22 protein-coding genes are annotated in these 26386 nt (G+C 66.5%); 13 read left to right on the top strand and 9 right to left on the bottom strand.

What is annotated here, in order from left to right; all coding sequences use genetic code 11:
- The first annotated feature begins 134 nt into the window (after positions 1–134).
- Both ACVILH_RS01410 and ACVILH_RS01405 read left to right on the top strand, forming a co-directional pair.
- Positions 135–1373, top strand: a complete 1239-nt coding sequence (locus ACVILH_RS01410) for an MFS transporter (RefSeq protein ID WP_456711287.1) — start codon at positions 135–137, stop codon at positions 1371–1373.
- A 308-nt stretch (positions 1374–1681) separates the two neighbouring features.
- Entirely contained in the window at positions 1682–3004 is a 1323-nt protein-coding gene (locus tag ACVILH_RS01405) for a TAXI family TRAP transporter solute-binding subunit (RefSeq protein ID WP_456711286.1), read from the top strand.
- Positions 3005–3010: 6 nt separating this feature from the next.
- On the opposite strand, the gene ACVILH_RS01400 is transcribed toward ACVILH_RS01405, so the two are convergent.
- Complete coding sequence (locus tag ACVILH_RS01400; protein WP_456711285.1) at positions 3011–3415, bottom strand: DUF4864 domain-containing protein; 405 nt, start codon at positions 3413–3415, stop codon at positions 3011–3013.
- A 124-nt stretch (positions 3416–3539) separates the two neighbouring features.
- On the opposite strand from ACVILH_RS01400, the gene kynU reads away from it, so the two are divergent.
- From kynU to ACVILH_RS01385, 3 genes are read left to right on the top strand one after another with little or no spacing between them, the layout of a single operon-like run.
- Positions 3540–4733: a kynureninase gene (gene kynU / locus ACVILH_RS01395; RefSeq protein WP_456711284.1), complete on the top strand. Its 1194-nt coding sequence runs from the start codon at positions 3540–3542 to the stop codon at positions 4731–4733.
- Positions 4730–5569, top strand: coding sequence for a tryptophan 2,3-dioxygenase (kynA, locus tag ACVILH_RS01390; protein WP_456711283.1), 840 nt, complete (start codon positions 4730–4732; stop codon positions 5567–5569). Before kynU ends, kynA begins: the two co-directional genes overlap by 4 nt.
- Positions 5570–5601: 32 nt before the next feature.
- Positions 5602–6426, top strand: coding sequence for an alpha/beta hydrolase (locus ACVILH_RS01385; protein ID WP_456711282.1), 825 nt, complete (start codon positions 5602–5604; stop codon positions 6424–6426).
- Between the two features lie 297 nt (positions 6427–6723).
- On the opposite strand, the gene ACVILH_RS01380 is transcribed toward ACVILH_RS01385, so the two are convergent.
- The 6 genes from ACVILH_RS01380 to ACVILH_RS01355 form a co-directional block, all read right to left on the bottom strand.
- Positions 6724–8319: a gamma-glutamyltransferase family protein gene (locus ACVILH_RS01380; protein ID WP_456711281.1), complete on the bottom strand. Its 1596-nt coding sequence runs from the start codon at positions 8317–8319 to the stop codon at positions 6724–6726.
- A 141-nt stretch (positions 8320–8460) separates the two neighbouring features.
- Positions 8461–8844, bottom strand: a complete 384-nt coding sequence (locus tag ACVILH_RS01375) for a RidA family protein (protein ID WP_434920823.1) — start codon at positions 8842–8844, stop codon at positions 8461–8463.
- Positions 8845–9006: 162 nt separating this feature from the next.
- Positions 9007–11340, bottom strand: a complete 2334-nt coding sequence (locus ACVILH_RS01370) for an acetamidase/formamidase family protein (protein ID WP_456711280.1) — start codon at positions 11338–11340, stop codon at positions 9007–9009.
- 298 nt (positions 11341–11638) lie between these two features.
- Positions 11639–12880 (bottom strand): acetamidase/formamidase family protein, encoded by a 1242-nt coding sequence (locus ACVILH_RS01365; RefSeq protein WP_456711279.1) that lies wholly within the window; start codon positions 12878–12880, stop codon positions 11639–11641.
- Between the two features lie 259 nt (positions 12881–13139).
- Positions 13140–14768 (bottom strand): amino acid ABC transporter permease/ATP-binding protein, encoded by a 1629-nt coding sequence (locus ACVILH_RS01360; RefSeq protein WP_456711278.1) that lies wholly within the window; start codon positions 14766–14768, stop codon positions 13140–13142.
- Between the two features lie 340 nt (positions 14769–15108).
- The gene (locus ACVILH_RS01355) at positions 15109–15999 is read right to left on the bottom strand and encodes an ABC transporter substrate-binding protein (protein WP_456711277.1); all 891 of its coding nucleotides are present in this window, start codon (positions 15997–15999) and stop codon (positions 15109–15111) included.
- 305 nt (positions 16000–16304) lie between these two features.
- Between ACVILH_RS01355 and ACVILH_RS01350 the strand changes: the two genes are divergently transcribed.
- Positions 16305–17654, top strand: a complete 1350-nt coding sequence (locus ACVILH_RS01350; protein ID WP_456711276.1) for a metallophosphoesterase family protein — start codon at positions 16305–16307, stop codon at positions 17652–17654.
- A gap of 52 nt (positions 17655–17706) precedes the next feature.
- Here ACVILH_RS01350 and ACVILH_RS01345 read toward each other — a convergent pair whose 3' ends face one another.
- A complete protein-coding gene (locus ACVILH_RS01345; protein WP_456711275.1) occupies positions 17707–18528 on the bottom strand; it encodes an IclR family transcriptional regulator in 822 nt (273 codons plus the stop codon).
- A 175-nt stretch (positions 18529–18703) separates the two neighbouring features.
- Between ACVILH_RS01345 and ACVILH_RS01340 the strand changes: the two genes are divergently transcribed.
- Genes ACVILH_RS01340 through ACVILH_RS01310 form a run of 7 tightly spaced genes read left to right on the top strand, consistent with a single transcriptional unit; the run spans position 18704 to position 25296 of the window.
- A complete protein-coding gene (locus ACVILH_RS01340) occupies positions 18704–19759 on the top strand; it encodes an ABC transporter ATP-binding protein (protein WP_456711274.1) in 1056 nt (351 codons plus the stop codon).
- Positions 19756–20613, top strand: coding sequence for an ABC transporter permease (locus ACVILH_RS01335; protein ID WP_456711273.1), 858 nt, complete (start codon positions 19756–19758; stop codon positions 20611–20613). The genes ACVILH_RS01340 and ACVILH_RS01335 overlap by 4 nt, the downstream gene beginning before the upstream one ends.
- Positions 20614–20618: 5 nt before the next feature.
- Positions 20619–21413, top strand: a complete 795-nt coding sequence (locus ACVILH_RS01330; RefSeq protein ID WP_456711272.1) for an ABC transporter permease — start codon at positions 20619–20621, stop codon at positions 21411–21413.
- 3 nt (positions 21414–21416) lie between these two features.
- A complete protein-coding gene (locus ACVILH_RS01325; protein ID WP_456711271.1) occupies positions 21417–21710 on the top strand; it encodes a (2Fe-2S)-binding protein in 294 nt (97 codons plus the stop codon).
- A complete protein-coding gene (locus ACVILH_RS01320; protein WP_456711270.1) occupies positions 21703–23097 on the top strand; it encodes an FAD-dependent oxidoreductase in 1395 nt (464 codons plus the stop codon). The genes ACVILH_RS01325 and ACVILH_RS01320 overlap by 8 nt, the downstream gene beginning before the upstream one ends.
- Complete coding sequence (locus tag ACVILH_RS01315) at positions 23081–24253, top strand: NAD(P)/FAD-dependent oxidoreductase (RefSeq protein ID WP_456711269.1); 1173 nt, start codon at positions 23081–23083, stop codon at positions 24251–24253. The genes ACVILH_RS01320 and ACVILH_RS01315 overlap by 17 nt, the downstream gene beginning before the upstream one ends.
- On the top strand, positions 24250–25296 hold the full coding sequence (locus tag ACVILH_RS01310; protein WP_456711268.1) for an ABC transporter substrate-binding protein: 1047 nt from the start codon (positions 24250–24252) through the stop codon (positions 25294–25296). Before ACVILH_RS01315 ends, ACVILH_RS01310 begins: the two co-directional genes overlap by 4 nt.
- Positions 25297–25656: 360 nt before the next feature.
- Here the strand turns inward: ACVILH_RS01310 and ACVILH_RS01305 are convergent, their stop codons facing one another.
- Positions 25657–26379 carry a pyridoxamine 5'-phosphate oxidase family protein gene (locus ACVILH_RS01305; protein ID WP_456711267.1) on the bottom strand — a complete coding sequence of 241 codons (723 nt, stop codon included), beginning with the start codon at positions 26377–26379 and terminating at the stop codon, positions 25657–25659.
- Between the last annotated feature and the right edge of the window lie 7 nt (positions 26380–26386).

The following is a 26386-nucleotide window of genomic DNA, read 5'->3' as shown; positions in this document are numbered from 1 at the left end:
GGGCGGCAACGCCGTTCGGGCAAACGCATGCGCTCGATTGGCCGAAGCGCCTTTGTTGCGCTGCTTCTGCATGCCCAAGCCCGCAGCAATGCGGCTTGACCCCAGGGCATGCGGCGACGAAGTTGCAGGCCATCGTGCACGGACCCCAGACAAGATTCGAGGAAGCGCCTCACTTCACACCGGACTTGCGCCAGGCCTGGGCGCGGCTGGCGCTGGCGCTCGTCATCGGGTCGATCGGCGGCGCCGGGATGTGGACCGTCGTGGTGGTGCTGCCGACGGTGCAGGCCGAATATGCCGCGAGCCGCGGCGCGGTGTCGCTGGCCTATACGTTGACGATGTTCGGCTTCGGCCTCGGCGGCGTCATCGTCGGCCGCATCACCGACCGCTTCGGCATCGTCACCGCGATGGCGCTGTCCATCGCCACCACGGCCGCCGCCTATCTGCTCGCCGGCGCCTCGGTGACCCTGTGGCAATTCCAGGCGGTGTATTTCCTGATCGGGCTCGGCTCCTCCGTGACCTTCGCGCCGCTGATGGCGGAGGCGTCGCACTGGTTCGAGCGCTATCGCGGGCTTGCCGTCACCATCGTCGCCTCCGGCAACTATGTCGCCGGCACGGTGTGGCCGCCGCTGGTGAATTATGGCGTGCAGCAGATCGGCTGGCGCGCCACCCATGTCGCGCTCGGCATCTTCTGCGCGGTGACGATGTCGGCGCTGCTGCTGGTGTTGCGCGCGCGGATGGGCGGCCCCGGCGCGCACGACCACAGCCAGGCTCCGCCGCCGCAATTGAGCCTGCCGATCTCCACCAATGCGCTGACGGTGCTGCTCAGCGTCGCCGCGATCGCCTGCTGCGTGGCGATGGCGATGCCGCAGGTGCATATCGTCGCCTATTGCGGCGATCTCGGCTATGGCGTCGCCGTCGGCGCGCAGATGCTGTCCTTGATGATGGCGCTCGGCATCGTCAGCCGGATCGGCTCGGGATTCCTTGCCGACCGCGTCGGCGGCATGCGCACGCTGCTGATCGGATCGCTGGCGCAGGGATTTGCGCTGCTGTTCTATTTGTTCTTCGACGGCCTGACGTCGTTGTATCTGATCTCGGGCATGTTCGGCCTGTTCCAGGGCGGCATCGTGCCGAGCTACGCGATCATCGTGCGCGAGGCGATGCCGGCGCGCGAGGCCGCGACCCGGGTCGGCATCGTCATCTTCGCCTCGGTATTCGGCATGTCCTTCGGCGGCTGGGTGTCGGGCGTGATCTTCGACGCCACCGGCTCCTATGCTGCGGCCTTCGCCAACGGCATCGCGTGGAATGCGCTCAACCTCACGATCGTGGTGACCTTACTGATCCTGGCCCGGCGGCAACACCGGCTGGCGGCCTGAGCGGAGCGCCGTTGCGCGGGGGCCACAGTCGGACCTCGATCCGGCTTCATATGCACGTCGTCATACAAAATCCCGTCCGCCGCCGCAAATCCATCGAATCCGATTCCGCAACTAGGAACTCGATCGAGGCCAGCGAGGGCTGTGGGGTCCCGCGCGCTTCGCATCGCGAAGTGGATTTGTCGCGAGGTCTCAGCCGAGGCCGCGGTCGCCCGTTGCATGCCTGACGAAGGGCAGGCCTTGAGGCGAATGCTCCGGACCGGTGGAGATTGCTGCGGCGGCATCGCGATGGTGCAGGAGGCCGTTGCGCTATGTCCATCGTTTCACGCGCCGTTTCGCTTGGGGTTATTGCCGCGCTCGCCGCCGGGCTGATGATGAGCGAGGTATCAGCGCAGGCCTGGCCGCAACTGCAACAGCAGCCGCAAGCCGCTCAGCCGCCGCGCTCCGCGGCAACCCGCTCGGTGATCGTGCCGGTCGCGCCGGCTGCGGCCAAGCCCAACGCGGCCACGGCGCCGGCGCCGCCGCGTCCCGTCGGCCTGCCGGCGTCGCTGTCACCTGCGCCAGGCAGCGGGCCGGACGTGTGGCGGCTGCCCAATCCGAACGACGTCAATGACGGCACCGTCACCATCATCACCGCGCCGGCCGGCGGCGCGACGTCGGTGTTCGGCTCCGACATGGCGCGCGTGCTCGACGACCAGACCAATGTCCGCGTGCTGCCGGTGCTCGGCAAGGGGCCGGTGCGCAACGTCTCGGATATCCTGTTCCTGAAAAGCATCGACATGGGCGCGGTCGCCGCCGACGTGCCCGAATTCTACCGGCTGCAATACGGCATCCCCGACATCACCTCGCAGCTCCGCTACATCGCGCGGCTCTATCACAACGAGATCCACGTCATCGCGCGCTCCTCGATCCGCTCGATCTTCGACCTCAACGGCAAGCGCATCATCGCGCCGACCGATGTCGGCTTCTATTCCGCGCGCGTGATCTTCAACCGGCTCGGCATGACCGCGTCGTTCGACTACGCGACCGACGATGCGAAATCGATCCAGAAGCTGATCGACGGCGAGGCCGATGCCTACATCGTGTCGACCGGCAAGGTGTTTCAGCTCGCCCGCAACATCAGGAACGACAATCGCGCGCTACATCTGGTGAAGATTCCCTATGACCGCCGACTGCAGGATTTGTATCTGCCGACGACTTTGGCGGCGGAGGAATATCCGAACCTGCTCAATCCCGGCGAGACCGTCGAGACGGTGGCGATCGGCATGCTGCTCGTCAGCTACAACTGGCCTGAGAATACCGAGCGCTATCGCAAGGTCGCGCGCTTCGTCGAGGCGTTCTTCGCCAACTACGATGAGTTCATGAAGCCGCCGCGGCATCCGAAATGGAAGGAGTCGAGCATCGTCGCCGTCATTCCCGGCTGGAAGCGCTTCAAGGCGGCGGATGACTGGCTGGTCGCGCGCAACATGACGCCGCGACCGCAGGTCGCCGACGTCCAGCAGCAGCAGTTCGAAACCTTCGTGCGCCAGACCGGCGGACAGATCTCGAATGATCCGGCCGAGCGCAGCGCGCTGTTCCGCCAGTTCCTGCAATGGCGCCAGCAGCACGGCGGTCCGCCGACGCCGTCGCGCTGAACTGATTCACACCGACTGGCCGGTCTTCAACAATGAGCAGCCGGTGATCTTGAGGCTGCCGTCGGGCTGCGTCTGCACCGTGTAGAGCGCCTCCCAGGCCTCGCCATTGGCGTCAACGATGTGGACGCGCTGGGCGATCACGCCGTCCTGCGCCTGCGCTGCGCCAAACTCGAAGCTCTTGTGGCGGTAGACCGGCGCATAGCCCTCCCGCACCATCGCCATAAACACCTCGATGCTGGGAAAGAGCGCCTGGATTTCGGGCGCGGCCTGCGCATAGGCGCTTGCGCCGTCGTCGCGGGCCAGCGCCTGCTCCTGGGCGCGGATGACGCTCTGAGCGGCGGTGACGTCGTCGCCGGCGAAGGCCGGGGACCACAGCAGGCAGAGACAGACAAGCCAGGCTGGCACTCGCATCGCACTTGCTCCGTGACGGCTGTCGTGACAGAGCCAGATCAGGCGGCGGACAACGGCCCGCCGGTCGATCTGGTCTCTTACGGCCCGAATCATGCATCCGGGATCGCGAACAGAGCAAGGCAGCATGGCGGATTTTTCTCACACCCGATCGCTTTTCAGGATCCCTGACGGGGTCATCTATCTCGACGGCAATTCGCTCGGTGCGCTGCCCGCGGCGGTGCCCGCCCGCGTGGCCCGGATGCTCGAAGCGGAATGGGGGCAGGAGCTGATCCGTGGCTGGAACAGCGCCGGTTGGATGGTGCAGCCGCGCCGCGTCGGCGATCGCATCGCGCGGCTGATCGGCGCAGCGCCCGGCACGGTCATGATGGGCGATACGCTGTCGATCAAGGTGTATCAGGCGCTCGCCGCGGCGCTGTCGCTCAATCCGGGCCGCCGCGTAATCCTGTCGGACAGCGGCAACTTCCCGTCCGATCTCTACATGGCGCAGGGCCTGATCCGCATGCTCGGCGATCGCGTGTCGCTGAAGGTGGTCGAGCCGGAGCAGGTCGAGGATGCGATCGACGACAGCATCGCCGTGCTGATGCTGACGGAGGTGGACTACCGCACCGGACGCATGCACGACATGGCCGCATTGACGAAGAAAGCGCATGCCGTTGGCGGGCTCACGGTGTGGGACCTCGCGCATTCCGCCGGCGCCGTGCCGGTCGATCTCGCGGGCGCCGATGCCGATTTCGCCGTCGGCTGCACCTATAAATATCTCAATGGCGGCCCGGGCGCGCCGGCCTTCATCTACGTCGCCCCACGTCACGCTGATATCGCGCCGCCGGCGCTGTCGGGCTGGATGGGGCACGAGGCGCCATTCGCCTTCGATCTCGACTATCGCCCGGGCGGTGGCATCGAGCGCATGCGCATCGGGACGCCGCCGATCATCGCGCTCGCGGCCCTCGATGCGGCGCTCGACGCCTGGGACGGCGTCTCGATGCAGGATGTGCGCAACGCCTCGATCGCGCTCTCCGAGCTGTTCATCGCCGAGGTCGAGACGCGCTGTCCGTCGCTCACATTGGCGTCTCCGCGCGATGCGACGCGGCGCGGCAGCCAGGTGTCGTTCCGTCATCCGGACGGCTATGCGATCATGCGCGCGCTGATCGCGCGCGGCGTCATCGGCGACTTCCGCGCGCCGGACGCGCTGCGCTTCGGCTTCACGCCGCTCTATGTCGGCGAGGCCGAGGTGCGCGGCGCCGTCGACATCCTCGCGGAGGTGCTCGACAACAAGCTCTGGGACAAGCCCGAGTACCGCCAGAAGGAGCTCGTGACATGAGCGGCGCGCCCTACGATCCCGCCACCGAAGGTGCGCGGATGAACTTCAAGGGACGGATGTCCTATGGCGACTATCTGATGCTGGATCGCCTGCTCGACGCGCAGGCGCCGCTGTCCTCGGCCCATGACGAACTGCTGTTCATCATCCAGCACCAGACGTCCGAGCTGTGGATGAAGCTCGCGATCCACGAGATCAAGGCCGCGATGGCCGCGATCGCCAGGGACGATGTGCAGCCCGCGTTCAAGATGCTGGCGCGGGTGTCGCGCATCTTCGAGCAGCTCAACGGCGCCTGGGATGTGCTGCGCACGATGACCCCCAGCGAGTACACGCTGTTCCGCGACAAGCTCGGCGAATCCTCCGGCTTCCAGTCCTTCCAGTATCGCTCGATCGAATTCCTGCTCGGCAACCGCAACCTCGCGATGCTGCGCCCGCATGCGCATCATCCGGAGCTGACGGCGGAGCTGGAAGCGATCCTCGCCAAGCCGAGCCTCTATGACGAAGCGCTGCGACTGCTCGCGCGCCGCGGCTTCTTCATCGGCGCCGACGGCCAGCGCACCGACTGGCGCGGCTCCCGCACCGAAAGTCCAGAGGTGGCCGCGGCCTGGACCAGCGTCTATCGCGATCCGCAGCGGCATTGGGAGCTGTATGAGCTCGCCGAGAAGCTGGTCGATTTCGAAGACTATTTCCGCCGCTGGCGCTTCAACCACGTCACGACGGTGGAGCGCATCATCGGCTTCAAGACCGGCACCGGCGGCACCTCGGGCGTGAACTACTTACGCAAGATGCTGGAGATCGTGCTGTTCCCCGAACTGTGGAAGCTGCGCACCGGGCTGTAGAGCCGTCGCGCTCATTCGATCAGGAGACTCTCATGCTGTATGCCGTCAAGGACTGGGACAACGCCTACGCCAACGGCCCGAACATTCCCGGCGGCGAGCGCTGGCCCGGGCTGTGGGTCGCGCCGGCGGAAGCCTATCGCAAGGAGCTCGCGGGGCGAGGCCGCGCGAAGATCGACATCGCCTACGGCGCGCATGAACGTCAGCGGCTCGACCTGTTCCTGCCGGAGAGCACGCCGAAAGGCCTCGTCGTGTTCGTGCATGGCGGCTACTGGATGCGGCTCGACAAGAGCTTCTGGTCGCATCTCGCGCGGGGACCGATCGCGCGCGGTTTTGCGGTCGCAATGCCGTCCTACCGGCTGTGCCCCGAGGTCGGCCTCGCTGATATCACCACCGACGTCGCGCAGGCGATCGCGAAGGCGATGGACGAGGTCGCCGGTCCGGTGGCGTTGACCGGCCACTCCGCCGGCGGCCATCTCGTCAGCCGCATGATATGCCGCGACGCGCCGCTGTCGCCTGAGCGCCAGAAGCGCATCACGAGCGTGGTCTCGATCTCCGGCCTGCACGATCTGCGCCCGCTGCAGCGGACCGCGATGAACGAGACGCTGCATATCGATGACGACACAGCTCTGCACGAGAGTCCCGCCCTGCTGACGCCGATCGATGGCGCCAAGGTCACCGCCTGGGTCGGCGGCGCCGAACGCAACGAATTCCGCCGCCAGGCGGAGCTGCTCGCCAATATCTGGACTGGGCTCGGCGCATCCACGGCCTATGTCGAGGCGCCGGACCGGCACCATTTCGATGTGATTGATGAACTGGCGGATGCCGAGAGCGGGCTGGTGAAGGCGCTGGTGGGCTAGCTGCGCTTGTTTGCTCGCCGACGTTATGTCTGCCGAGATCGCGCAGCTTGCGCGGTGCAACCTCTCCCCGCTCTTTGCGGGGAGAGGTCGGATTGCGTAGCAATCCGGGTGAGGGGCATGGCACGCACGCGGCCCGGATCGCAGGTGTCTCGGACGGGCACTTTGGCTCCCATTGCGATGTGAGTTCGCTGCAGAGAAGTAGTACCGCCCGTGTGGCTGCCCCTCACCCCGACCCTCTCCCCGTAAGAACGGGGAGAGGGAGAGCACCGTTGCCGGGGTGCGCAGGTGGGCTCAGTCTCAGCTCTCCGCGACCGCATCACCCCAGGCATGCGCGATCTCGGTGGCGCCGCTGTTCGTCTCGCCGTTGCGCAGTACGATGCTGGGGCAGGCGAACTTCATCGGCATGGTCTGGACCGGCGCAGGCACGGTCTCGAACTTCGCCGCGAGCGCACTCATCACCTCTGCGGGCAGCCGAGTGTCCGCACCGACCACGTCGCCTTCGCTGGCGTCGATGCGGGGCTGATGGATCGCGGCGTCGAGGTCCATGCCGTAATCCATCACGAAGGACAGCATCTGCGCCACCGCGGGCAAAATGCGGCGGCCGCCGGAGGCGCCCAGCGCGAGGCGGCGGCCATCGGCGGCTTCGGCCACCACAGGCGTGTAGTTGGTGAGGCAGCGTTTGCCGGGCGCCAGCGAGTTGGTGGTGCCGGGCGTCGGGTCGAACCACATGATGCCGTTGTTCATCATGATGCCGCTCTGCGGCGCCTGGAATTTCGAGCCGAAGCCCGACAGCAGCGTTTGCGTCACCGCGGCCATGTTGCCGTCGCGATCGACGACGGAGTAGTGCGTGGTGCAGGCGGGCGCGAGATATTCGGCGCCGAGCGCGCGCTTGCCCGCAGCATCGCCCATGTCGTTGAGCCGCTCGCGATAGGCCGATTGGAGCGCCTCGGCATAGGCGATGAAAGCGGCGGCATCAGGCGCCTTGCCGTGGGTCGCGATGTTCGCCTGCATCAGCCGCAGTGCATGTGCCAGCGTGGGGCCTGCGGTGAGCTCCGGCGTGGCGAACACGGTGCCGCCGCGATAGGGAATCCGCAGCGGCTCGCGGACATGCGCCTCGAACGCCGCGAGATCCTCGACCGACAGCGCGCCGCCGGCAGCCTGGATGTCCCGCGTCAATGAGCGCGCGATGTCGTCCTGGTAGAAGTCGCGCGCGCCGGCTTGGGCGAGGTGCGACAGCGTTGCCTTGAGCTGCTCCTGCGGCAGCCGCGTCACCGCCTTTGCGCCCCATTGCGGGTTCGGCGGCAGGCCGTCCTTGAGATAGGCCGCGGCGCTGCCGGGATAGCGGCGCAGATCGGCGGCGCAGCTCGAGATCATCACGGTGGTCCACCAGTCCACCAGCAGGCCTTCGGCCGCGAGCGCGACGCTCGGCTTCACCAGGTCCTGCCAGGGCAGCTTGGCGTAGCGGCGGTGCGCCGCCTCCATGCCGGCGACGACGCCGGGCACGGCAATGGCGCCGGGACCGTGCAGATTGCGGTCGTCCTTGACCCGCGGCCACGGGAAGATGTCGGGCGACACGCTGCCGTCATTCGTCAGCGGATAGTCCTCGACGCGCAGAGAGTCCGGCGCGCGCATGCCGTAGTCGATCACCTCGACGCGATTCTCCTTGGCGCGATACAGCACCATGGCGCCGCCGCCGCCGAGCCCGCTCATCCACGGCTCGACGACGCCGAGCGCGAAACCGGTCGCGATGACTGCATCGATGCAGTCGCCGCCGGCCGCCAGCACATCGGCGCCGATTTCGGCCGCGCGTCGCGACTGCGCCGCGACGATGCCGCCCTTGGCTGTCACCGCCGGCTTGCGGATCTCCTGGCGATTGGAAAACTGATACGGCATGATAACTCCCCTTCGATCCGCCTCATTCGTCGGGCGAATTGACACCGTCGGCCGTCGACACACAATCGGCAGCAGCGTCTGCCTCCTCAGCTCAGATCGAATGACGGGAGCAGGTGTTGAGGATTAATTTACCATTCGGAACTAGGGTCGACGGCAGACGAGATCAATCTCGATCAGCGCGTCATAGGCGAGGCCGGTGACGCCGACGCAGGTGCGGGCCGGCAACCGGTCTGCGGGGAAGAATGAACGGTAGGTTTCATTCATTGCCGCATAATCCCGCTTGAACTCGGTCAGGTAAATCCGAGACATCACAATATGTTCGAGGCCGAGGTTGAGACCTTGGAGGATGTACTTCAAGTTCTGCATCACCGCCTTCGTCTGATCCACGATCCCCTCCGGCAGCACGCCCTTCGCCTCCGGTGAGTCCGGCATCTGGCCGGTGACGAAGACGAATCCGTCAGTCTCCACGGCGTGGCTGAACGGCGCCACCGGCTTGGTGGCGCCTGCGATCATGTGGAACTGCATGGTGAGGGTCCTTCTACGAGTTGATAGGTAGGGTGGGCAAAGCGGCGCCGCAGGCGACGCGTGCCCACCATTCAAAGCGGCGGTGGGCACGGCGCGGGACACGTCATTTGATACAGCAGCAGAGCGGGCGCGCCTTTGCCCACCCTACGCTTCAACGTCACATCAATCCGCATCCTCGAACAGCCGCTTGCTCAGGATCGCGTGGACGCCCCAATTGCCGTCGACCACTTGCGTGACGCCGAAATCCACCGCGGCGGACATCAGCGCCACCGCCTCGTCCTCGCTGAGACCTTTGATGTGCATCAGGAAGCGGCGCATCTTGCGGAAGGCGTCCTTCATCGCGAGGTCGAGCGACGACTTCGCGTAGACCTCGCTCTGGCCCTGCGCGCCGAACTCGGCGAGGTAGTTCGGATGGCTGAAGCCGGTCAGCACCCAGTCGGTTGCAGTTTCGATCAAGGGATAGCTGAGATCGGCAAAGGGTTTGCCTGCGAGCTGCGTCTTCTTGTGGAGGATGACCTGGAAGGTGCCGGTCATCGAGCATTCGATCGCGGTGCCGCCGAGCTCGCCGTCGCCTTGCGTCGCGTGGGGATCGCCGACCGACAAGAGCGCGCCGGGCACCGCGACCGGCAGATAGACCGTCGATCCCTTGCCGAGTCGCCAATTGTCGAGATTGCCGCCGAAATAGGACGGCGGAATCGAATCGACGAAGTCGACCTCGCGCGGCGCGACCGCAATGACGCCGAAATGCGGCCGCAGCGGAAGGCGGATGTTGTCGAGCACGCCGTGGCGGCGCTTGATGCTGCCGGGCGCGACCGGCACGCCGGGATAGTCGTAGGTCGCATGCACCACGCCAGCCGGATCGGTCTGCGGCTCCCAGCGATAGGAGTACAGCGCCCGCGCGTGCGGCTCGGGCGCGTCGGCGAAGATCTCGTAGATCGTCACCGCCTCGCGCGGAGCCGGCGCTGATATCAGCTCGTTGTAGTGATAGCCCCACCACGCCGCGACGCTGGAGCCGAACACGCGTCCCCTATGTTTCGGGCTCCGGTTCGGCCGCGGCACGATGTCGAGGATGCGCACCTCCAGCACGTCGCCGGGCTGCGCGTCCTTGATCGCCACCGGCCCGGTGCAGATGTGCACGCCAAAGCCTTCGCCGGCGCCGCGGCCGAACACGCTGGCGTCCATCGGCCCGGCGCCGCGGCGGTCGACGTTCTTCTTAGCCTTGCTCCAGCCGAACACGCTGAGCGCGCCGTCATCGCCCGCGATCATGAGCTCCGGATCATCGGAGGCATGCTGGGTCAGCGTCTCCACGGTGATCGTGTCACCGGACGCGATCTCGATTTGCGGCGGCAGCGATCGGCTGAAATAGCCCCAATGCACGCGTTCCGCAGAGACCGCCAGATGATGATGTCGCTGTTCTGCATGTTGATCGTTGGCCGGGGCGGGCAGGGCGATATCGCTTTTCGACGGAGCCGCGGTCTGGCAGCCGCGCTGCTGCGCCAGCGCATCCTGCGGCCAGCCGCGCTGGCCGCGTGGCGCCACTGAGGTCACCGCTTGCTCCGCCTTCTGCTGCCGGAACTCGCGCGGCGACAGGCCGAAGCGGGCGCGGAAGCTGCGACTAAAATGCGCTGAATCGGCAAAGCCGTAGCGATAAGCGATCTCGGAGATCGAGCGATGCGCCTCGGCCGGATTGGAGAGATCGGCCCAGGCGCGCTGCAGCCGCCGCTCCTTGACGTAGTGCGTGTAGTTGTCGCCGGCGTTCTCGAACAGTTTTTGTAGATAGCGCTCGGAGATGCCTTCCGCCTGGGCGACGCGCGTGGGCGTCAGCTCGGCGTCTTCGAGCTGGCGCTCGATCGCCTGGCAGATCCGGTGCAGGATCGCCGCCTGGGTCGCGCTGCTGCCGGCCTCGGAGGTCGGCACCGCCTGCTGATGTGCGAGCGTCAGCAGGAGATCGACCAGGCTCTGCGCGACCGTGCTCCATTCGGCGTCGCTCAGGGTGTCGACGGTCCGCGCGGTCGCCTCCATGGTGCGGCAGACCACGTCGGCGAGTCCGCTCGGCGCGATCACCTGGGGCTTGGCGAATTTCAGCTTGCCGCTGATGCGGCCGTGCAGGGCGGCTGACGTGACCGACAGCACGATCGCGCGCAGATCGCGCTGGAAGGCAAGGCTCCAATCGCCTGTGCGCGGCAGCAGGATCAGATGGCCGGACGGGATGATGCGGTGCGCGTCGCCGCAGCGGAGCACGGCGCCATCCTCGATCGCGAGCAGCGCGATCGGCAGGTCCTCCTGGACCTGCGGAACCGCAGCAATGGCCTGCGTACCCGCCGACAGCCGCGACAGCGCAACGCCCGGCGCGCTGCGATTCGAGGCGGTCGCGTGCCCATCGTCGAACGGCGACTTCGCGGCAGGCTGCAGCCCGACCGAATTCAGCACATCGCGCCACGCCTCGGGGCGCTCGCCCTGCGCATAGGATTCGCTGGTGAACGGACGGAAACTCATGGCACGCCCCGGGTCCGGGATTTCGAAGCAACCCCCGTGCCAGATGAGCTTCACTGTGGGTCGTGTGCCGGTGGTGCTCAGTCTTCTGCTCTCAACGTCATTGTGTTCGATTCTGCCACCGCATCAGCGGTCCGTTCCCCTCCCCCCGCGCGAAGCGGAGCTTCGCTAGGCGGGGAGGGGTTAGGGGGGGTCCCCGGCGGCAGTGTTGCCTGGGGTACCCCCCTCCCCAACCCTCCCCCACAAGGGGGGAGGGAGCACACCGCCTTCGGCGAGAGAGCTTGAGCCAGCATCGACAGACTCAATCACACCGGAACACATTCTTCCGGATCGTGCCGTGCACGCCCCAATTGGCATCCACCACCTGCGTGACGCCGAAATCCGCGCCGACGGACATCAGCGAGATCGCCTCGTCCTCGCTGAGGTGATGCACCGTCATCAGGAAGCGGCGGAGCTTGCGGAAGGCGTCGCGCATGGCGCGGTCGAGGCTGGAGTGGTTGGCGATCTCGGTCTGCGCATTGGCGCCGAGCTCGGCGAGATAGTTCGGATAGGTGAAGCCGTAGACCGACCAGGCGTCATTGGTCTCGAGCAGCGGATGCGTCAGGCCCTCGAGCGAGGTGCCGGCGAGATCGCTCTTCTTGTGCAGGATGAACTCGAAGTCGCCGGTTAGCGAGGTCTCGATCGCGGTGCCGCCGAGCTCGCTGTCGCCCTGCGCCGCGTGGGGATCGCCGACCGAGAAATAGGCGCCGGGCACGGCGACCGGATAATACATCCGCGCGCCCTTGCCGATGCGCCAATCGTCGATGTTGCCGCCGGTGTAACCAGGCGGAATCGAGGAGACGTAGTCGGCTTCCGACGGCGCCAGACCCATGGTGCCGAAATGTAGCCGTGCCGGCACCTTGATGCCGGGCAGGATGTTCTCGCGCTTCTTGATCGTGGTGTGATCGACCGGCACGCCGGGATAGTCGATGGTCGGGTGCACGATGCCGTCGGGATCGGTTTGCGGCGTCCAGATGTAGTTGTAGACCGCCTTGGCGAACGGCTCGCCAGAGGTGTCGAGTTCGAAGATGGTCACGACCTCGCGCGGCTTCGGCTCCTCGATCAGATCGTGATAGTGGAAGCCCCAATTTGCGGCAGCGTTCGAGCCGAAGCATTTGCCGGCGTGGCAGCCGCATTGGCTCGGCCGCGGCCGGATGTCGAGGATGCGCACCTCCAGCACGTCGCCGGGCTCGGCGCCCTCGATCGCGACCGGGCCGGTCAGCAGATGCACGCCGATGCCTTCGCCGGAGCCGCGAATGAACGGGCCCTCGGTCGGCCCCGAGCCGCGCCGCGCGACGGCCTTGTGCTCCCTCGTCCATCTGAACACGCTCTCGGCGCCGGGATCGTCCTTGATCATGCGCTCATAGTCGTCATTGGCGTGATGCGTCAGCGTCTCGATCGTCGCGCGGTCGCCGGAGCGCAAGGTGAGCGCGGGTGTCACCACCTTGGAGAAATAGCCCCAGTGGACGGTCTTGTTGGACACCGGCAGCAGATGGTGCTTCATGCGAGGCCTCTTTGCTCAGAGATCGTTGCGATGTGATCGAGACGGATGGGCCTCATGGTTCGAGACGGCGCTGCGCGCCTCCTCACCATGAGGTTCTGGCACCCAAGGCGGTCCTGCACACTGACCATGAACACGCCGCGAGGGGTGTTCATGGAGAGGGGAGAGAGTGAGCGCGCCGCACCCTCAGACCTCATCCTGAGGAGCCCGCCGCAGGCGGGCGTCTCGAAGGATGGCCGCGGGCTGGCTGCGAACCACACGCTCATGCCACCGCGTCCTTCGGCCGCTCGGCTTCCATCACCGAGAGGAAGCGCGCGGTCAGCGGATGGCGCGGGTTGGTCAGCACTTCGTGGGCCGGTCCCTGTTCGAGGATGATTCCGCCGTTGAGGAAGGCGACGCGGTCGGCGATCTCGTCGGCGAAGCGGATCTGATGGGTCGAGATGATCATGGTCAGCCCGTCATCGATGGCGAGGCGACGGATCACCTCCAGCACCTCGTTGATGAGCTCGGGATCGAGCGCCGAGGTTGGCTCGTCCAGCAGCAGCACGCTCGGGTTCGGCGCCAGCGCACGCGCGATCGCCACGCGCTGCTGCTGGCCGCCGGAGAGATGCCGCGGCAGCGCATCGGCGCGATGCGACAGCCCGACGCGATCGAGCAACTCGATCGCGCGGCGCTCGGCCTCGATACGGCCGAGGCCATGCACCCACCGCAGCGGACCCGCGATGTTCTCCTTGGCGGTGAGATGCGCGAACAGATTGAACTGCTGGAACACCATGCCGACGCCGACATTGGCGCGCTCATTGGCGATGGCGCGTGGCGACAGCTTGCGGCCCTTGTCGTCGAAACCAAGCTTGCGGCCGCCGACGCGGATCTCACCGGAATCCCAATTCTCCAGATGATTGATGCAGCGGAGCAGGGTGCTCTTGCCGGAGCCGGAGGGACCGAGCAGCGCGATCACCTCGCCGATGCGCACGGTGAGATCGAGCCCGTCGAGCACCTTGTTGCCGTGATAGGCCTTGCGGAGCTCCTTGACCTCGACAGCGACGTTGTTGCGGGCGATGGTCGCTGCGCGTCGGGCACGGTCTTCGATCGAGAGCGCAAGCGGTGGCGTTTCTTTCAGCTCAGCGGGCTCGGGCGGGGCTGCCTCGATGTCGGGGGAGGTCTTCGCTGCCAGCTCCAGCTTCGTTGCGAGATCGACACGGCGCCACGGCAGGTAATCCGCCAGCTTGCGCTGCTTCGCCGTGCGATCGAGATCGAGCAGCCATTCCAGGGCGAGCTGGATGACGCTGATCGCGCCGGTCAGCACCAGATAGAGCAGGCCGGATGCGAAGAAGATCGAAAAGAAGTCGAAGGTCGAGGACGCGAGCTGCGTCGAGCGCAGGGTCAGCTCCTGCACGGCGATCACGGAGGCGAGCGAGGAGTTCTTCAGTGCGCTCACGGCTTCGTTGCCGAAGGCGGGGATCATCGTCCTGATCGCCTGCGGCGCGATGATCCGGCGCATCAGCACGGATGGCGTCATGCCGAGCGCCTGGCCGGCGAGCAGCTGGCCGCGGTCCACACCGAGCACGCCGGAGCGCAGCATCTCGGCGATGAACGGCGCCTCGTTGCAGGCGAGCGCAAGGCCGGCGGCCACCACCGCTGGCAGCTTGATGCCGATATGCGGCAGCGCGTCGTAGGCGAACACCATCTGCAGGATCAGCGGCGTGCCGCGAAAGATCACGGTGTAGCCGCGTGCGATCATAGCCAGCGGCCAGAACCGGCTGAGCTGCATCGCGGCGAGGATGAGGCCGAGGATCAGTCCGCCGACCAGTCCGAGCGCGGTGACCTGCAGGGTCAGCTCGATGCCCTGCAGGAGGTACGGCATGCTGAGATAGTGCAGGAAGAGGGACATGAGCGGGCGGCCTGGCTGAGTACGTAGGGTGGGCAAAGGCGCGGAGCGCCGTGCCCACCGCGGTGCTGCGGAAGAAAGACGGTGGGCACGCTACGCTTTGCCCACCCTACGTAGTCGCGTCGTACGGCGTCGATGCTGAGATCGTCAGCTACGTGTGTGGTTCACGCATCTGTCGCCCAGATACCGGTGCGCTCCCTCCCCCCTTGTGGGGGAGGGCTGGGGAGGGGGGTACCCAGGAAAGACTGCCCGTGTGGACCCCCACCCCCGACCCCTCCCCGCAAGGGGGAGGGGAGCGCACCGTCTCGGCGGCTAGGGCTTTGCGTACGTAGCCGCGCGGCTATTAGTCCGCCGTCAAAATGTCCGGCTCCTTGAAGTTGGCGGGATCGAGCTGCCACTTCTTCAAGAGCTCCTGGTGGATGCCTTCCTTCTGCACCTCGATCAGGGCGGCCAGCACGGCGTCGCGGAACTTGGGCTTGTCCTTCGGGACGGCGATGCCGACCGAATAGGGGATGGTGACGGCGATCGCCTTTTCCAGCTTGTCCGGATAGGCCTTCACCGCCTGGTCGACCGTGTTGACGTCGTTGACATAGGTGTCGGCGCGGCCGGCCAGGATCGCCTGGATGCAGTTGGCGTTGTTGTCGTAGAGCTGGATCGTCGGCTCGGGCTTGCCGGCTTCCTTGCATTTCGGCGCGAGATCCTGGATCAGCGGCACCTCGACATAGCCGGTGTTCTCGGCCGCGGCTGCGCCGCACATCGACATGTTGATGCCGTTGATGCCCTTCGGGTTGCCCTTGGCGACCAGCACGCCATCGAACACCTTGGAGTAGGTGATGAAGTCGGCGGCCTTGGCGCGCTCCTTGGTGGCGTAGATGTCGGAGATCACGATGTCGGCCTGGCCGCTGGCGAGCGTCGTCAGCAGGGCGGCGAAGGTCACCGCCTTGTAGGTCAGCTTGAAGCCGAGGCAGTCGCCGATGGCCTCGCCGAGATCGATGTCGAAGCCGACATATTTGCTGGGATCCTTCGGGTCGATCGACTCGTAGCCCGGGGTGTGCGGATTGATGGCGTTGACGAGCGTCTTGCCCTTCCAGTCCGGATATTTCTCCTTCAGCGCGGCGCATCCCGCTGGTGTCGCCGCCTGCGCATCGATGGGGGCGAGAAGTCCCGCCGCGATGATGACGGCGAGCGCGGCAAGCCACGCGCGCCGCGCTCCGGTGAATAGCCTCGTCTGCATGTTGCCAGCTCCTTCGAACGATGATGTCGCGCTGGTCGGGCGGTGCATGGATGCCGTCGCCCCGGCCCAAGCTCGATGGCCAGCTTAGGTGCGCATGCGAAGGAATGACTTGTCCGTGGGCGCACAAAATCTTGGACGACACCGGCGCAACAATTAAGCAGGGGCCTGCCCAAAAAACATCCGGCGATTGATCCGTGTCACTCGTCTTGAAGACGTAACAATGATAGATAACAATCTCGGATTGCCTGACGTCCCGCTTTGAAGTTGCGATTGCACCATCATTCGTTTGCACGGAGGAAATCCTCATGCCGCGCGCTACGCATCACGTCCTCTCACAGCCGATCTTCCACGAACCCTCGTTCGGCGAAGGCGTGCCATCGCCTGATCCGACCGGCTTCATGCAGGAGCATCCGTCCGACAGGGAGGTGTTCCATCAGATCGGCGAACTCCTCAAGACCAAGGTCGTCGGCTTCAAGCAATCGCGCGCTCGTCCTGACGAGCTCTATACGCTTGCCGCCGCCTATGGCGCGCGAGGCGCCGAGGTCGTGGAGAAGATCCAGTCCGCCGGGCGGATCGTATTCCACGCGATCGGCGATTCCGGCGCCACCACCGACGGCAAGCAATATGCCGACGAGCTGTCGGTCGCCGATCAGCTGACCATGGACTGCAACATCACCGAGCTGGCCAACCGGCCGTCCTTCCTGCTCCACCTCGGCGACGTGGTTTACGATTTCGGCGAGTCGCAGTACTACTACGATCAGTTCTATGCGCCGTTCCGCGACTATCCCGCCCCGATCTTCGCGATCCCCGGCAACCACGATTCCTTCATTCTTCCCGGCACGCCCGCTGGCGAGACGCCGCTCGAGGTGTTCGCGCGCAATTTCTGCGCGGAGGCGCCGACGGTGACGCGCGAAGCAGCCTCCCTTCATCGCACCGCGATGACCCAGCCCGGCGTGTATTTCGCGCTCGACGTGCCGTTCGCCCGGGTGCTCTGCCTGTTCAGCAACGCGCTCGAGGACCCCGGCGTCATCTCCAGCGACGGCGGACGCTGGCCCGCCGTGCCGGATTATCAGCTCACTTTCTTGGAGGCACAGCTGACGAAGGCGAAGACCGACGGCTACAAGGGCGCGCTGCTGATCGCCGTTCATCATCCGCCGTTCAGCTATTCGGCGCCGTCCGCAACCGGGGCCGGCGGCGGGCTGCACGGCAGCAGCACCGATATGCTCAGGCAGATCGACACCATCTGCGCCAAGGTCGGGGTCTACCCGCACGCCTTCCTCTCCGCACATGCGCACAACTACCAGCGCTATACCCGCACGGTTCATTTCGGCGGCAAGGATCGCGACGTTCCGTTCATCGTCTGCGGCGACGGCGGGCATCACGTCAATTCGCTCGTGCGCGCAAGACGCGGGACGCCGGCGCGGGAACCTCATTTCGGATCCGACGTCCACTATCTCGACGTCGAGCCGTCGGTGACCAGCAAAGGGCTGATGCTCGAGAAGTACAATGATCGCGGCTACGGCTATCTGCGCATCAGCGCCGATGCCCACAAGCTCAGCATCGGTTTCCATGTGGTCGGCGAGGGGAGCATTGCGCAGTCCCGCTTCGACAAGGTGACGATCGATCTGGCGAGCCACGAGATGATCGCCAACTGAGCCGAGGCGGAGCTGAAGCTGAGATGCGCGCGGGCAACGGCGATCGGTCCGATCAACTCGTCCCGATCGTGCTCAGGCTGCGCGACGGATAGCGCAAGGCGACGTCGAACGGGTTGAGCTTGCCGGCGAGGGCCTGTGCCTCGCTCTGCAGGATCTTCACGACATGCGGCAGGCGATCCGCATTCAGCCGCTCGGCCAATGTCCCGACGCTGAGCGCCGCGACGGCGCGCCCTTGTGCGTCGAGCACGGGGACGCCGACGCCTGCCATGCCCGGAATAAGTCCGTTGCTGGTGTTGACCCAACCCTGCGCGCGCGCTAGCGCTATCGCGCTGCGTAGCGAGGCCTCGTCGAGAAAGCCTCGGTCGAGCAGGCGCGGAATGTTGAAGCGGATCACCGCCTCCTGCTCGCCCTCGGGCAGGTTGGCGAGAATGACGAGGCTGCCCTGGCCGAGCCCGAGCGGCACCTTGCCGCCGATGTCGCCGGTGAAGGAGCGGATCGGAAACGGTCCCTCGACGCGGTCCAGGCACACCGCATCGAAGCCGTTGCGCACCAGCAGGAAGATCGTGTCGCTCAAGGTGGCCGACAGCCGCAGCAGCGCTGGCCGCGCTGCGTCCCGCAAGCCGCTGGCCTGGCCGGCGCGCGCGGCGAGCACGTAGAAGTCGAGCGCGAGCCGATAGCGCTTGCCGGCGGCCTGCTCGGCAAAGCCCTCGGCGGCAAGGTCCTGCAGCATGCGGTGCGCAGTGGGCTGGCTGCACCCGGCAGCCTCGGCGATGTCCTTCAGCCGCAGCCCCTCGGGATCGCCTTCGGCGAGCACGCGCAGCAGTTTCAGGGCCCGTCGCAGGCTTGATGTGGAGTCGGTATCGGCGGTTGTCATCTGTCTCGGTGAAAAGCGGGAGGAATGAAGCGGCCAAAGATTTCATAACAGAATTTTGTTGAGATAAATTCAGGATACCGGAATTCATGATTGACGGTCGGTCGCCGTCCGACGTGAAATCTGTTCCGGGCGGCCATTCCCAGGCAATGGCAGGGAGCCTCCCGGGCGAGGACGCATGGGTTTCCTGACGCTGGACGGTCTGACGAAGCGCTACGGCGAGGCCGCTGCGGTCAGCGACGTCACTCTCAGCGTCGCCAAGGGCGAGTTCATCTCGCTGCTCGGCCCTTCCGGCTGCGGCAAGACCACCACGCTTCAGATGATCGCCGGCCTCGTTGAGCCCACTGCGGGGCGCATCACGCTCGACGGCCGCGACATCACCCATGAGAAGCCCGATCGCCGCGGCCTCGGCATCGTGTTCCAGAGCTACGCGCTGTTTCCGCACATGACGGTGGCGCAGAACGTGTCGTTCGGCTTGGAGATGCGTAAGGTTGCGCGCGCCGAGCGCGACGCGCGCGTCAAACAAGCTCTGGCTTTGGTGCAACTCGCCGCGCTCGCCGACCGCTATTCGCGCCAGCTCTCCGGCGGCCAGCGCCAGCGCGTTGCAGTGGCGCGTGCGCTCGTCATCGATCCGCCGGTGCTGCTGCTCGACGAGCCCTTGTCCAACCTCGATGCCAAGCTGCGCGAGGAGATGCAGTTCGAGCTGCGCGGCATCCAGCAGCGCGTCGGCACCACCACGATCATGGTGACGCATGACCAAAGCGAGGCGCTGTCGATGAGCGACCGCGTCGTCGTGATGGAGCAGGGCCGCATCATGCAGGTCGACGCGCCGTATGGGTTGTATGAGAGTCCTGCGACGCCCTTCATCTCCTCCTTCGTCGGCAAGATGAACCGGCTGCTCGGCGTCTGGCGTCGAGGCGGCGTTGAGATCAATGGCCGCGTGCTGCCGTGCGCTGGCGCAGGGCTTGCGGAGGGCGCGGCGGCTGTGCTGGCGGTCCGGCCGGAGAAGATCACGCTGACATCGCCCGGCGCCGGCGTGCTCGACGGCCGCGTCAAGGCGCGCTTCTTCCTCGGCAGCGCCTGGTTCTTCACCGTGGAGACGAACGCCGGACCGATCGGCGTCTCCATGGCCAATGCCGGCGAGGAGCCGGCGCGCGAGGGCGATCCAGTCGGACTAATCTGGAGCAGCGCAAGCGCCAAGGCGGCCGGGCCGGACGGAGCGCCGCAGGCATGAGCAGCGCCCGCACCGGCACGATACCCTGGCTGCTCGCCGCGCCCGGCGCGCTGCTGTTCACGGCGCTCGTGCTCGTGCCGCTCGCGCTCACCTTCATGCTCTCGTTCCACGTCTACGACGCGGCCAGCGGAGTCAAGGACGAGACCACGCTTGCGCACTACACCACCATCCTCTCCGACAGCTACTTCATCACCATCTTCTGGCGCACCTTGCGGCTGGCGGCGCTGACCACCTTGATCTGCGCCGTGATCGGCGCGCCCGAGGCCTACATCCTGTCGCGCATGCGCGAGCCCTGGCGCTCGGTCTTCCTGCTCGCGATCATCGGCCCGCTGCTGGTGTCGGTGGTGGTGCGCACCTTCGGCTGGAGCATGCTGCTCGGTCCCACCGGGCTCGTGAACGAGGCCTTCCGCGACCTCGGCCTCGGCACCGTCAAGATCCTCTACACCGAGACCGCGATCGTGATTGCGCTGGTCCACGTCATGCTGCCGTTCATGGTGATCCCGGTCTGGACCTCGCTGCAGAAGCTTGATCCGATGGTCGAGGCTGCCGCCTGGACGCTCGGCGCCTCGCGCTTCACCGCGCTGCGCCGCGTGGTGCTGCCGCAGGTCTCGATGGGCCTTCTGTCCGGCAGCCTCGTCGTGTTCGGACTCTCCGCGTCAGCCTTCGCGATCCCCGCGCTGCTCGGCGGCCGCCGGCTGAAGATGGCGGCGACCCTGGTCTATGACGAGTACATGCACGAGCTGAACTGGCCGCTCGGCGCGGCCATCGCGATCCTCGTGCTGGTCATGAACCTCGTCATCATGCTGGCCTATCAGCGCGTCGTCGAGACCCGCGCGCGACGGACGTTGGGGTGAACGGCATGCACCGCAATGGTCCGATCGCGCTGATCTTCCACACGCTCGTCGTGGCCTTCGTGCTTGCGCCCCTGGTCGTGATCTGCCTCGTCGCCTTCACGCCCGCGAACACGTTGACGCTGCCGACGACACAATTTTCGCTGCGCTGGTTCACGGCCGTGTTCGCGCATCCGGACTTCGTCGCCTCCTTCCTCAACAGCCTATGGGTCGCAGTGATAGCGGCGACGATCGCCGTGGTGCTCGCGGTCGCCGCCGGCCTCGCGCTCGACCGCTACGACTTCCGTGGCCGCGCCGCGCTGAACGCGCTGTTTCTGTCGCCGCTGATGATCCCGCATCTCGTGCTCGGCGTCGCGCTGTTGCGGCTGTTCGCGCTGCTCGGCGCCACCGGCAGCCTTACTTGGCTGACCGCAGGTCACATCGTCGTCGTCACACCCTATGTGCTCCGCCTCGTCCTGGCCGCGCTCTCCGGCCTCGACCGTAGCGCCGAACAGGCGGCCGTCACGCTCGGTGCCTCCGGCTGGATCGTATTCCGCCGCATCACGGTGCCGATGATCCTGCCCGGCATCACCGGCGGCTGGCTGCTGGCCTTCATCAACTCCTTCGACGAGCTCACGATGTCGATCTTCATCACCTCGCCCGCCACCGTCACTCTGCCGGTCCGCATGTACATGTACGCGACCGAATCGATCGATCCGATGATGGCCGCGGTGTCGGCCCTGATGATCGCGGTGACGGCGGCGGCGATGCTGCTGCTCGACCGCATCTTCGGCCTCGACAAAATCCTCGTCGGCCAGGGCTGACACATGCCGCTGCTGCATCGTCTCGCCCGCACCGATAGCCCGGTGATCTTCTTCACCATCGACGGCGTGCCCTGCGAGGGCCGCGCCGGTGATACCGTACTGACGGCGGTGCTCTGTCACGGCGAGCGCCTGCGCGAGAGCGAGTTCAGTGCGTCGCCCCGCGCCGGCTTCTGCCAGATGGGCGCGTGCCAGGATTGCTGGGTGCAGCTCGACACCGGCGAGCGTCTGCGCGCCTGCACGACTCCGCTGAGCGAAGGCATGCACATCATCACGCAGAGGAGGCGCAGCCATGGCTGAGCGCGCACCGCCTTTGATCCTCGGCGCCGGCCCGGCCGGCATCCGCGCCGCGATCACGCTGGCCGCCGCGGGTTTACGGCCCGTCGTGATCGACGAGGGCCACGCCTGCGGCGGGCAGATCTATCGCCAGCCGCTCACCCCCGACGGCCGCGATGACCGCGCACGCTATGGCTCGGAGGCCGCGAAGGCAATGCTGCTGCATCGCGACTTCGCGGCACTCGGCAACGAGGTCGACTACCGGCCGAATACATTGTTGTGGAATCTGCGCGACGGTGCCGCAGACCTTCTCCGCGACGGCACCAATCACCGTGTGAGCTATGACGGTCTGATCCTCGCCACCGGCGCGACCGATCGCGTGCTGCCGATTTCCGGCTGGACCCTGCCAGGCGTGTTCACGCTGGGCGGCGCGCAGATCGCGCTCAAGGCGCAGGGCTGCGCCATCGGCCGGCGCGTGGTGTTCGCCGGGTCCGGCCCGCTGCTGTATCTCGTCGCCTGGCAATACATGAAGGCCGGTGTCGAGGTCGCGGCCGTGCTCGACGTCGCGCCGCTGTCGGCGAAACTCAACCTGCTGCGCGCGCTGCCGCTCGCGCCTGACATCGTGCTGCGTGGCCTACGCATGGCGGCGGAGCTGGCGCTGCGCGGCACGCGCGTGCAACTCGGCGTCTCCGATCTTCGCATCGAAGGCGCGGGCCGGGTTGCACGCATCCTCTATCGGGCCGGCGGACGCGAGCACGCGATCGCCTGCGACGGCGTCGGCTATGGCTTAAACCTGCGTTCGGAGACTCAGGCCGCCGATCTCGCCGGCTGCGCTTTTCGTTTCGACTCCCGCGACCGCGCGCATCTGCCGCTGCGCGATGCCAGCGGCCGCAGCAGCGTCGCGGACGTCTATCTCGCCGGTGACGGCGCGCGCATCGCCGGCGCAGATGCGGCGGAAGCTGCCGGCGAGCGCGCCGCGCTGGCGCTGCTAAGGGATCGCGGCCTGCCGCATGATGCCGCGCGGGCCACGGCCCTCGAACACACGCTCGCGAGGCTTGACCGTCTGCGCGACGCGTTCGAAGCGGCCTTTCCCTTTCCGGCGCATTGGGCGGACGACATTGCCGACGAGACGCTGCTCTGCCGCTGCGAGGAGATCAGCGCCGGCGAGGCGCGGCGCGCGATCGATGACTTCGCCCTCATCGAAATGAACCGACTGAAAGCGGTGACGCGCATCGGCATGGGCCGCTGCCAGGGCCGCATGTGCGGCGCCGCTGCGGCCGAGCTGCTTGCGGCGCAGGCGCGGCGTGACATCGGCGCGGTCGGCCGGCTGCGCGCGCAGGCGCCGATCAAGCCGATCCCGCTGACCGTGAGTCTGTCCACCGACGAGAGGCAGCATGACCCGGCGCATTGACTGCGATGTCGCGATCATCGGCGGCGGCCTGGTCGGCAGCTCCGCGGCGCTGGCGCTGCGCGGCATGGGCTTCTCGGTCACGCTGCTCGACAAGGGCTTTTGCGGCGCGCAGGCCAGCGGTGTCAACTATGGCGGCGTGCGCCGGCAGGGCCGGCCCTCAGAGCAATTGCCGCTGTCGCAGCGCTCGCACGCGATCTGGCCGCGGCTGAAGCAGCTGATCGGCATCGACGGCGAATTCCTGCGCTCCGGCCATCTCAAGCTGGCGCGCACGCCTGAGGACATGGCGAGCCTGGAGCGCTACGCCAAAGATGTCGCGTCCTTCGGACTCGAGCTCGAACTTATCGGCCACAATCAGCTCAGCGAACGCTTCGGCATCGGCGGCAACGTCGTCGGCGGCTCGTTCTGTTCCGGTGACGGCCACGCCAATCCGCGGTTGGTTGCGACCGCCTTTGCGGTAGCAGCTCGCCGCGCCGGAGCTGAGGTGCTGGAAAATACAACAGTGGTCGGCGCCACCCGAACATTCGAGGGCTTTACACTGGAAGCCCGTGACGTTGCCATCAAAGCGAGGACGCTCATCAACAGCGCGGGCGCCTGGGCCGACACCTTTGCTGCGGCCTTTGGTGAGCCCGTACCGCTGGAGCGCACCTATCCCTCGATGATCGTGACCGAGCCGCTCGATCCGTTCCTCACCGTCAACATCGGCATCGAGGGCGGCGGCATCTATGCGCGGCAGGTGATGCGCGGCAATGTCGTGGTCGGCGGCGAGCGCGCCGCGCCGCTCGCCGATCCCGACTACTCGCGTCCGCGCAGCGACGGCGCGCTCACGATCATGCAGCGTGCCAGCGCGCTGTTCGGCCCGCTGCGCCACGCGCAGGCGATCCGGTTCTGGAGCGGCACTGAGGCAATGATGCCCGACCGCAATCCGGTGATCGGGCCGAGCGCCACGACGCCGGGTCTCATTCACGCTTTCGGCTTCTCGGGCGCGGGCTTTCAGATCGCGCCGGGTGTCGGCGAAGTCCTGGCCGAATTGGTGCGCGACGGCGAGACCGCGACTCCGATCGACGCCTTCGCGATCACCCGTTTCTCACCCGCATCGCAGCCGGTCGGTGCAACTCCCGCAGCAATGACGACAGGATCGAAGGAGATCTCGCCATGATTGACGCCCGTGCCGCGCTCGGCTCTGCCCTCGCGCTGATGCTCGCCACATCAGTCGCGCACGCCGAAACCAAAACGCTCTACGTTGGCATGAACGGCGGCAATTTCGAGCGCACCTATACGCAGGCGGTGTTTCCGGATTTCGAGAAGGCCAACGACGTCAAGATCGTTGTCGTGCCCGGCACGTCCTCGGAGATCCTCGCCAAGGCGATCGCCGCGAAAGACAAGCCGCAGATGCATGTGATGTTTCTCGACGACGGCGTGATGATCCGCGCCGCCGGCCTCGGCCTGTGCGAGAAGCTCAAGCCGAGCGAAGAGCTGAACCAGCTCGAGCCGTTTGCGCGCCTCAAGGGCGATATCGCGGCCGGCATTGACATCGGCATGACGGGCTTAGCCTACAACAAGAAGCTGTTCGACGAGAAGGGCTGGGCGGCGCCGACCTCCTGGCTCGATCTTGCCGATCCCAAATACAAGGACAAGGTCGTGTTCCAGTCGGCCTCGGTCTCGACCTTCGGCCTGCACGCCTTCCTGATGTTCAACCGCATCAAGGGCGGCAGCGAGGCCGATGTCGAGCCGGGCTTCAAGGCGTTCCCCGATTCCATCGGCAAGAACGTGCTCGAATACATTCCGAACTCCGCCAAGATCTCGGAGATGGTGCAGACCGGCGAGGCCGCCATCTTCCCGCTGACGCCGACCGCGGTGTCGACGTTGAAGGAGAAGGGCATTGCGGTGGAGTACGCGCAGCCGAAGGAAGGCTCGGTCGTGCTGATGGTGGCGCAATGCGTGATCGCCAACAATCCGGACGCCGAGCTTGCGCAGAAGCTCGCCGCATATCTGCTGTCACCGGAGGCGCAATCCAAGGCGCTGGCGGCCGGCAACATCGTGCCCTTCAACACCATGGCGAAAGCGACGACACCGGTGGCTGAGCAGAAGCTCGCGACCTTCCACACCTACATGAAGACCGCGGTCACGCTGGACTGGGATGTCATCAACGCCAAGCGCCCCGAGTGGAACACGCGCTGGAACAGGATGATTGAGCGGTAGGCTGGGTTCGTCTAGGTCGCAATAGCCGGCAAGCGGCAACATATAAACCGCCTTAGGGCCCCTGGATCGCTTCGCTGACGCTCGCGATGACGGCCGCGGAGCCGGCGCGTTTATGCCCTCACGGGAGTCTCCGCGCCTGATGATTTCCGCTGTCGTCCCGGACAAGCCCCGACGCGCGAACGCGCGGCGGGGCGCCGATCCGGGACCCATACGCCGCAGCAGACATGAGGCGCGAGCTGGTAGCTGCCTTCGTGCCTCAAACCGCTCCCTGTGGTTATGGATCCCGGCTTTCGCCGGATGTCGGCGGTGGCTGCCGAGATTGCTGCCTCTCATCATCGACGACCGAAAAACGCTAAGCGACTACCCCGCCGGATAGCTCATCGCATACGCCTCCGTCAGTGCCTCATCCAGCAGCCGCCCGGCGCTGAAGCCGGCGAGCGTGGCGGGGCGCGTCACGCCGGGCAGCAGGCGGTCGCACGGCTCGGGCGCGCCGAGCACGGTGCGCACCGGGATGCGCTCCGCATAGGTGGGGAAGGCATAGTCCTCCTCGTCATCCGCCAGACCCTTGCTGCGGATCTTCGCTGAGGCCTTTTCGATCTCCATCGCCACGACAGCAGTCGCCTTGATCTCTTGCGCCGTGCTCGGGCGCAAGGTCGCGGTGCGGCCGGGGAAGAAGCGGTCGACCATCATCACCAGCGCACGCTCCTTCTCCGCCAGATCCTCGATCAGCCTGGCGTGGCCGAACGCCAGCACGGAGCGGTAGTCGGCGGAATGATTGAAGCCGCAGCGCGCCAGCACCAGGCTGTCGAGATGCGTGGCCGTGAGGCAGGCGGGCTCTCCTTCCGAGAGATTGCGCAGCATGCGGCTGGCGCTCGATCCGTGCCAATACAGTGTGCTGCCCTCGCGCCAATACAGCGTCGGCGTGCAATAAGGCTGGCCGTCGATGACATAGGCGACGTGGCAGAGCGCAGCCGAATCCAGCAGCGCGTGAACCGTGGCATGATCGTAGTGGCCACGATCGTGGCGGCGCTTCACGCGGTTGGTCTCGTCGACGGGATAGCTCGCCGCGATCGTCTCGGTCATCGTCAGT

The sequence above is a fragment of the Bradyrhizobium sp. USDA 4353 genome, assembly GCF_054063215.1.
Note: the sequence above shows the minus strand (reverse complement) of the source record. Positions and strands in the feature narration are given on the sequence as shown.

Coding starts and splice junctions, on each gene's coding strand:
- ACVILH_RS01385 (WP_456711282.1), top strand. CDS start 5,602: ATGCTGTATGCCGTCAAGGACTGGGACAACGCCTACGCCAACGGCCCG.
- ACVILH_RS01315 (WP_456711269.1), top strand. CDS start 23,081: ATGACCCGGCGCATTGACTGCGATGTCGCGATCATCGGCGGCGGCCTG.
- ACVILH_RS01340 (WP_456711274.1), top strand. CDS start 18,704: ATGGGTTTCCTGACGCTGGACGGTCTGACGAAGCGCTACGGCGAGGCC.
- ACVILH_RS01370 (WP_456711280.1), bottom strand. CDS start 11,340: ATGAGTTTCCGTCCGTTCACCAGCGAATCCTATGCGCAGGGCGAGCGC.
- ACVILH_RS01345 (WP_456711275.1), bottom strand. CDS start 18,528: ATGACAACCGCCGATACCGACTCCACATCAAGCCTGCGACGGGCCCTG.
- ACVILH_RS01375 (WP_434920823.1), bottom strand. CDS start 8,844: ATGCAGTTCCACATGATCGCAGGCGCCACCAAGCCGGTGGCGCCGTTC.
- ACVILH_RS01350 (WP_456711276.1), top strand. CDS start 16,305: ATGCCGCGCGCTACGCATCACGTCCTCTCACAGCCGATCTTCCACGAA.
- ACVILH_RS01355 (WP_456711277.1), bottom strand. CDS start 15,999: ATGCAGACGAGGCTATTCACCGGAGCGCGGCGCGCGTGGCTTGCCGCG.
- ACVILH_RS01330 (WP_456711272.1), top strand. CDS start 20,619: ATGCACCGCAATGGTCCGATCGCGCTGATCTTCCACACGCTCGTCGTG.
- ACVILH_RS01365 (WP_456711279.1), bottom strand. CDS start 12,880: ATGAAGCACCATCTGCTGCCGGTGTCCAACAAGACCGTCCACTGGGGC.
- kynU (WP_456711284.1), top strand. CDS start 3,540: ATGGCGGATTTTTCTCACACCCGATCGCTTTTCAGGATCCCTGACGGG.
- ACVILH_RS01360 (WP_456711278.1), bottom strand. CDS start 14,768: ATGTCCCTCTTCCTGCACTATCTCAGCATGCCGTACCTCCTGCAGGGC.
- kynA (WP_456711283.1), top strand. CDS start 4,730: ATGAGCGGCGCGCCCTACGATCCCGCCACCGAAGGTGCGCGGATGAAC.
- ACVILH_RS01380 (WP_456711281.1), bottom strand. CDS start 8,319: ATGCCGTATCAGTTTTCCAATCGCCAGGAGATCCGCAAGCCGGCGGTG.
- ACVILH_RS01400 (WP_456711285.1), bottom strand. CDS start 3,415: ATGCGAGTGCCAGCCTGGCTTGTCTGTCTCTGCCTGCTGTGGTCCCCG.
- ACVILH_RS01335 (WP_456711273.1), top strand. CDS start 19,756: ATGAGCAGCGCCCGCACCGGCACGATACCCTGGCTGCTCGCCGCGCCC.
- ACVILH_RS01310 (WP_456711268.1), top strand. CDS start 24,250: ATGATTGACGCCCGTGCCGCGCTCGGCTCTGCCCTCGCGCTGATGCTC.
- ACVILH_RS01405 (WP_456711286.1), top strand. CDS start 1,682: ATGTCCATCGTTTCACGCGCCGTTTCGCTTGGGGTTATTGCCGCGCTC.
- ACVILH_RS01320 (WP_456711270.1), top strand. CDS start 21,703: ATGGCTGAGCGCGCACCGCCTTTGATCCTCGGCGCCGGCCCGGCCGGC.
- ACVILH_RS01305 (WP_456711267.1), bottom strand. CDS start 26,379: ATGACCGAGACGATCGCGGCGAGCTATCCCGTCGACGAGACCAACCGC.
- ACVILH_RS01325 (WP_456711271.1), top strand. CDS start 21,417: ATGCCGCTGCTGCATCGTCTCGCCCGCACCGATAGCCCGGTGATCTTC.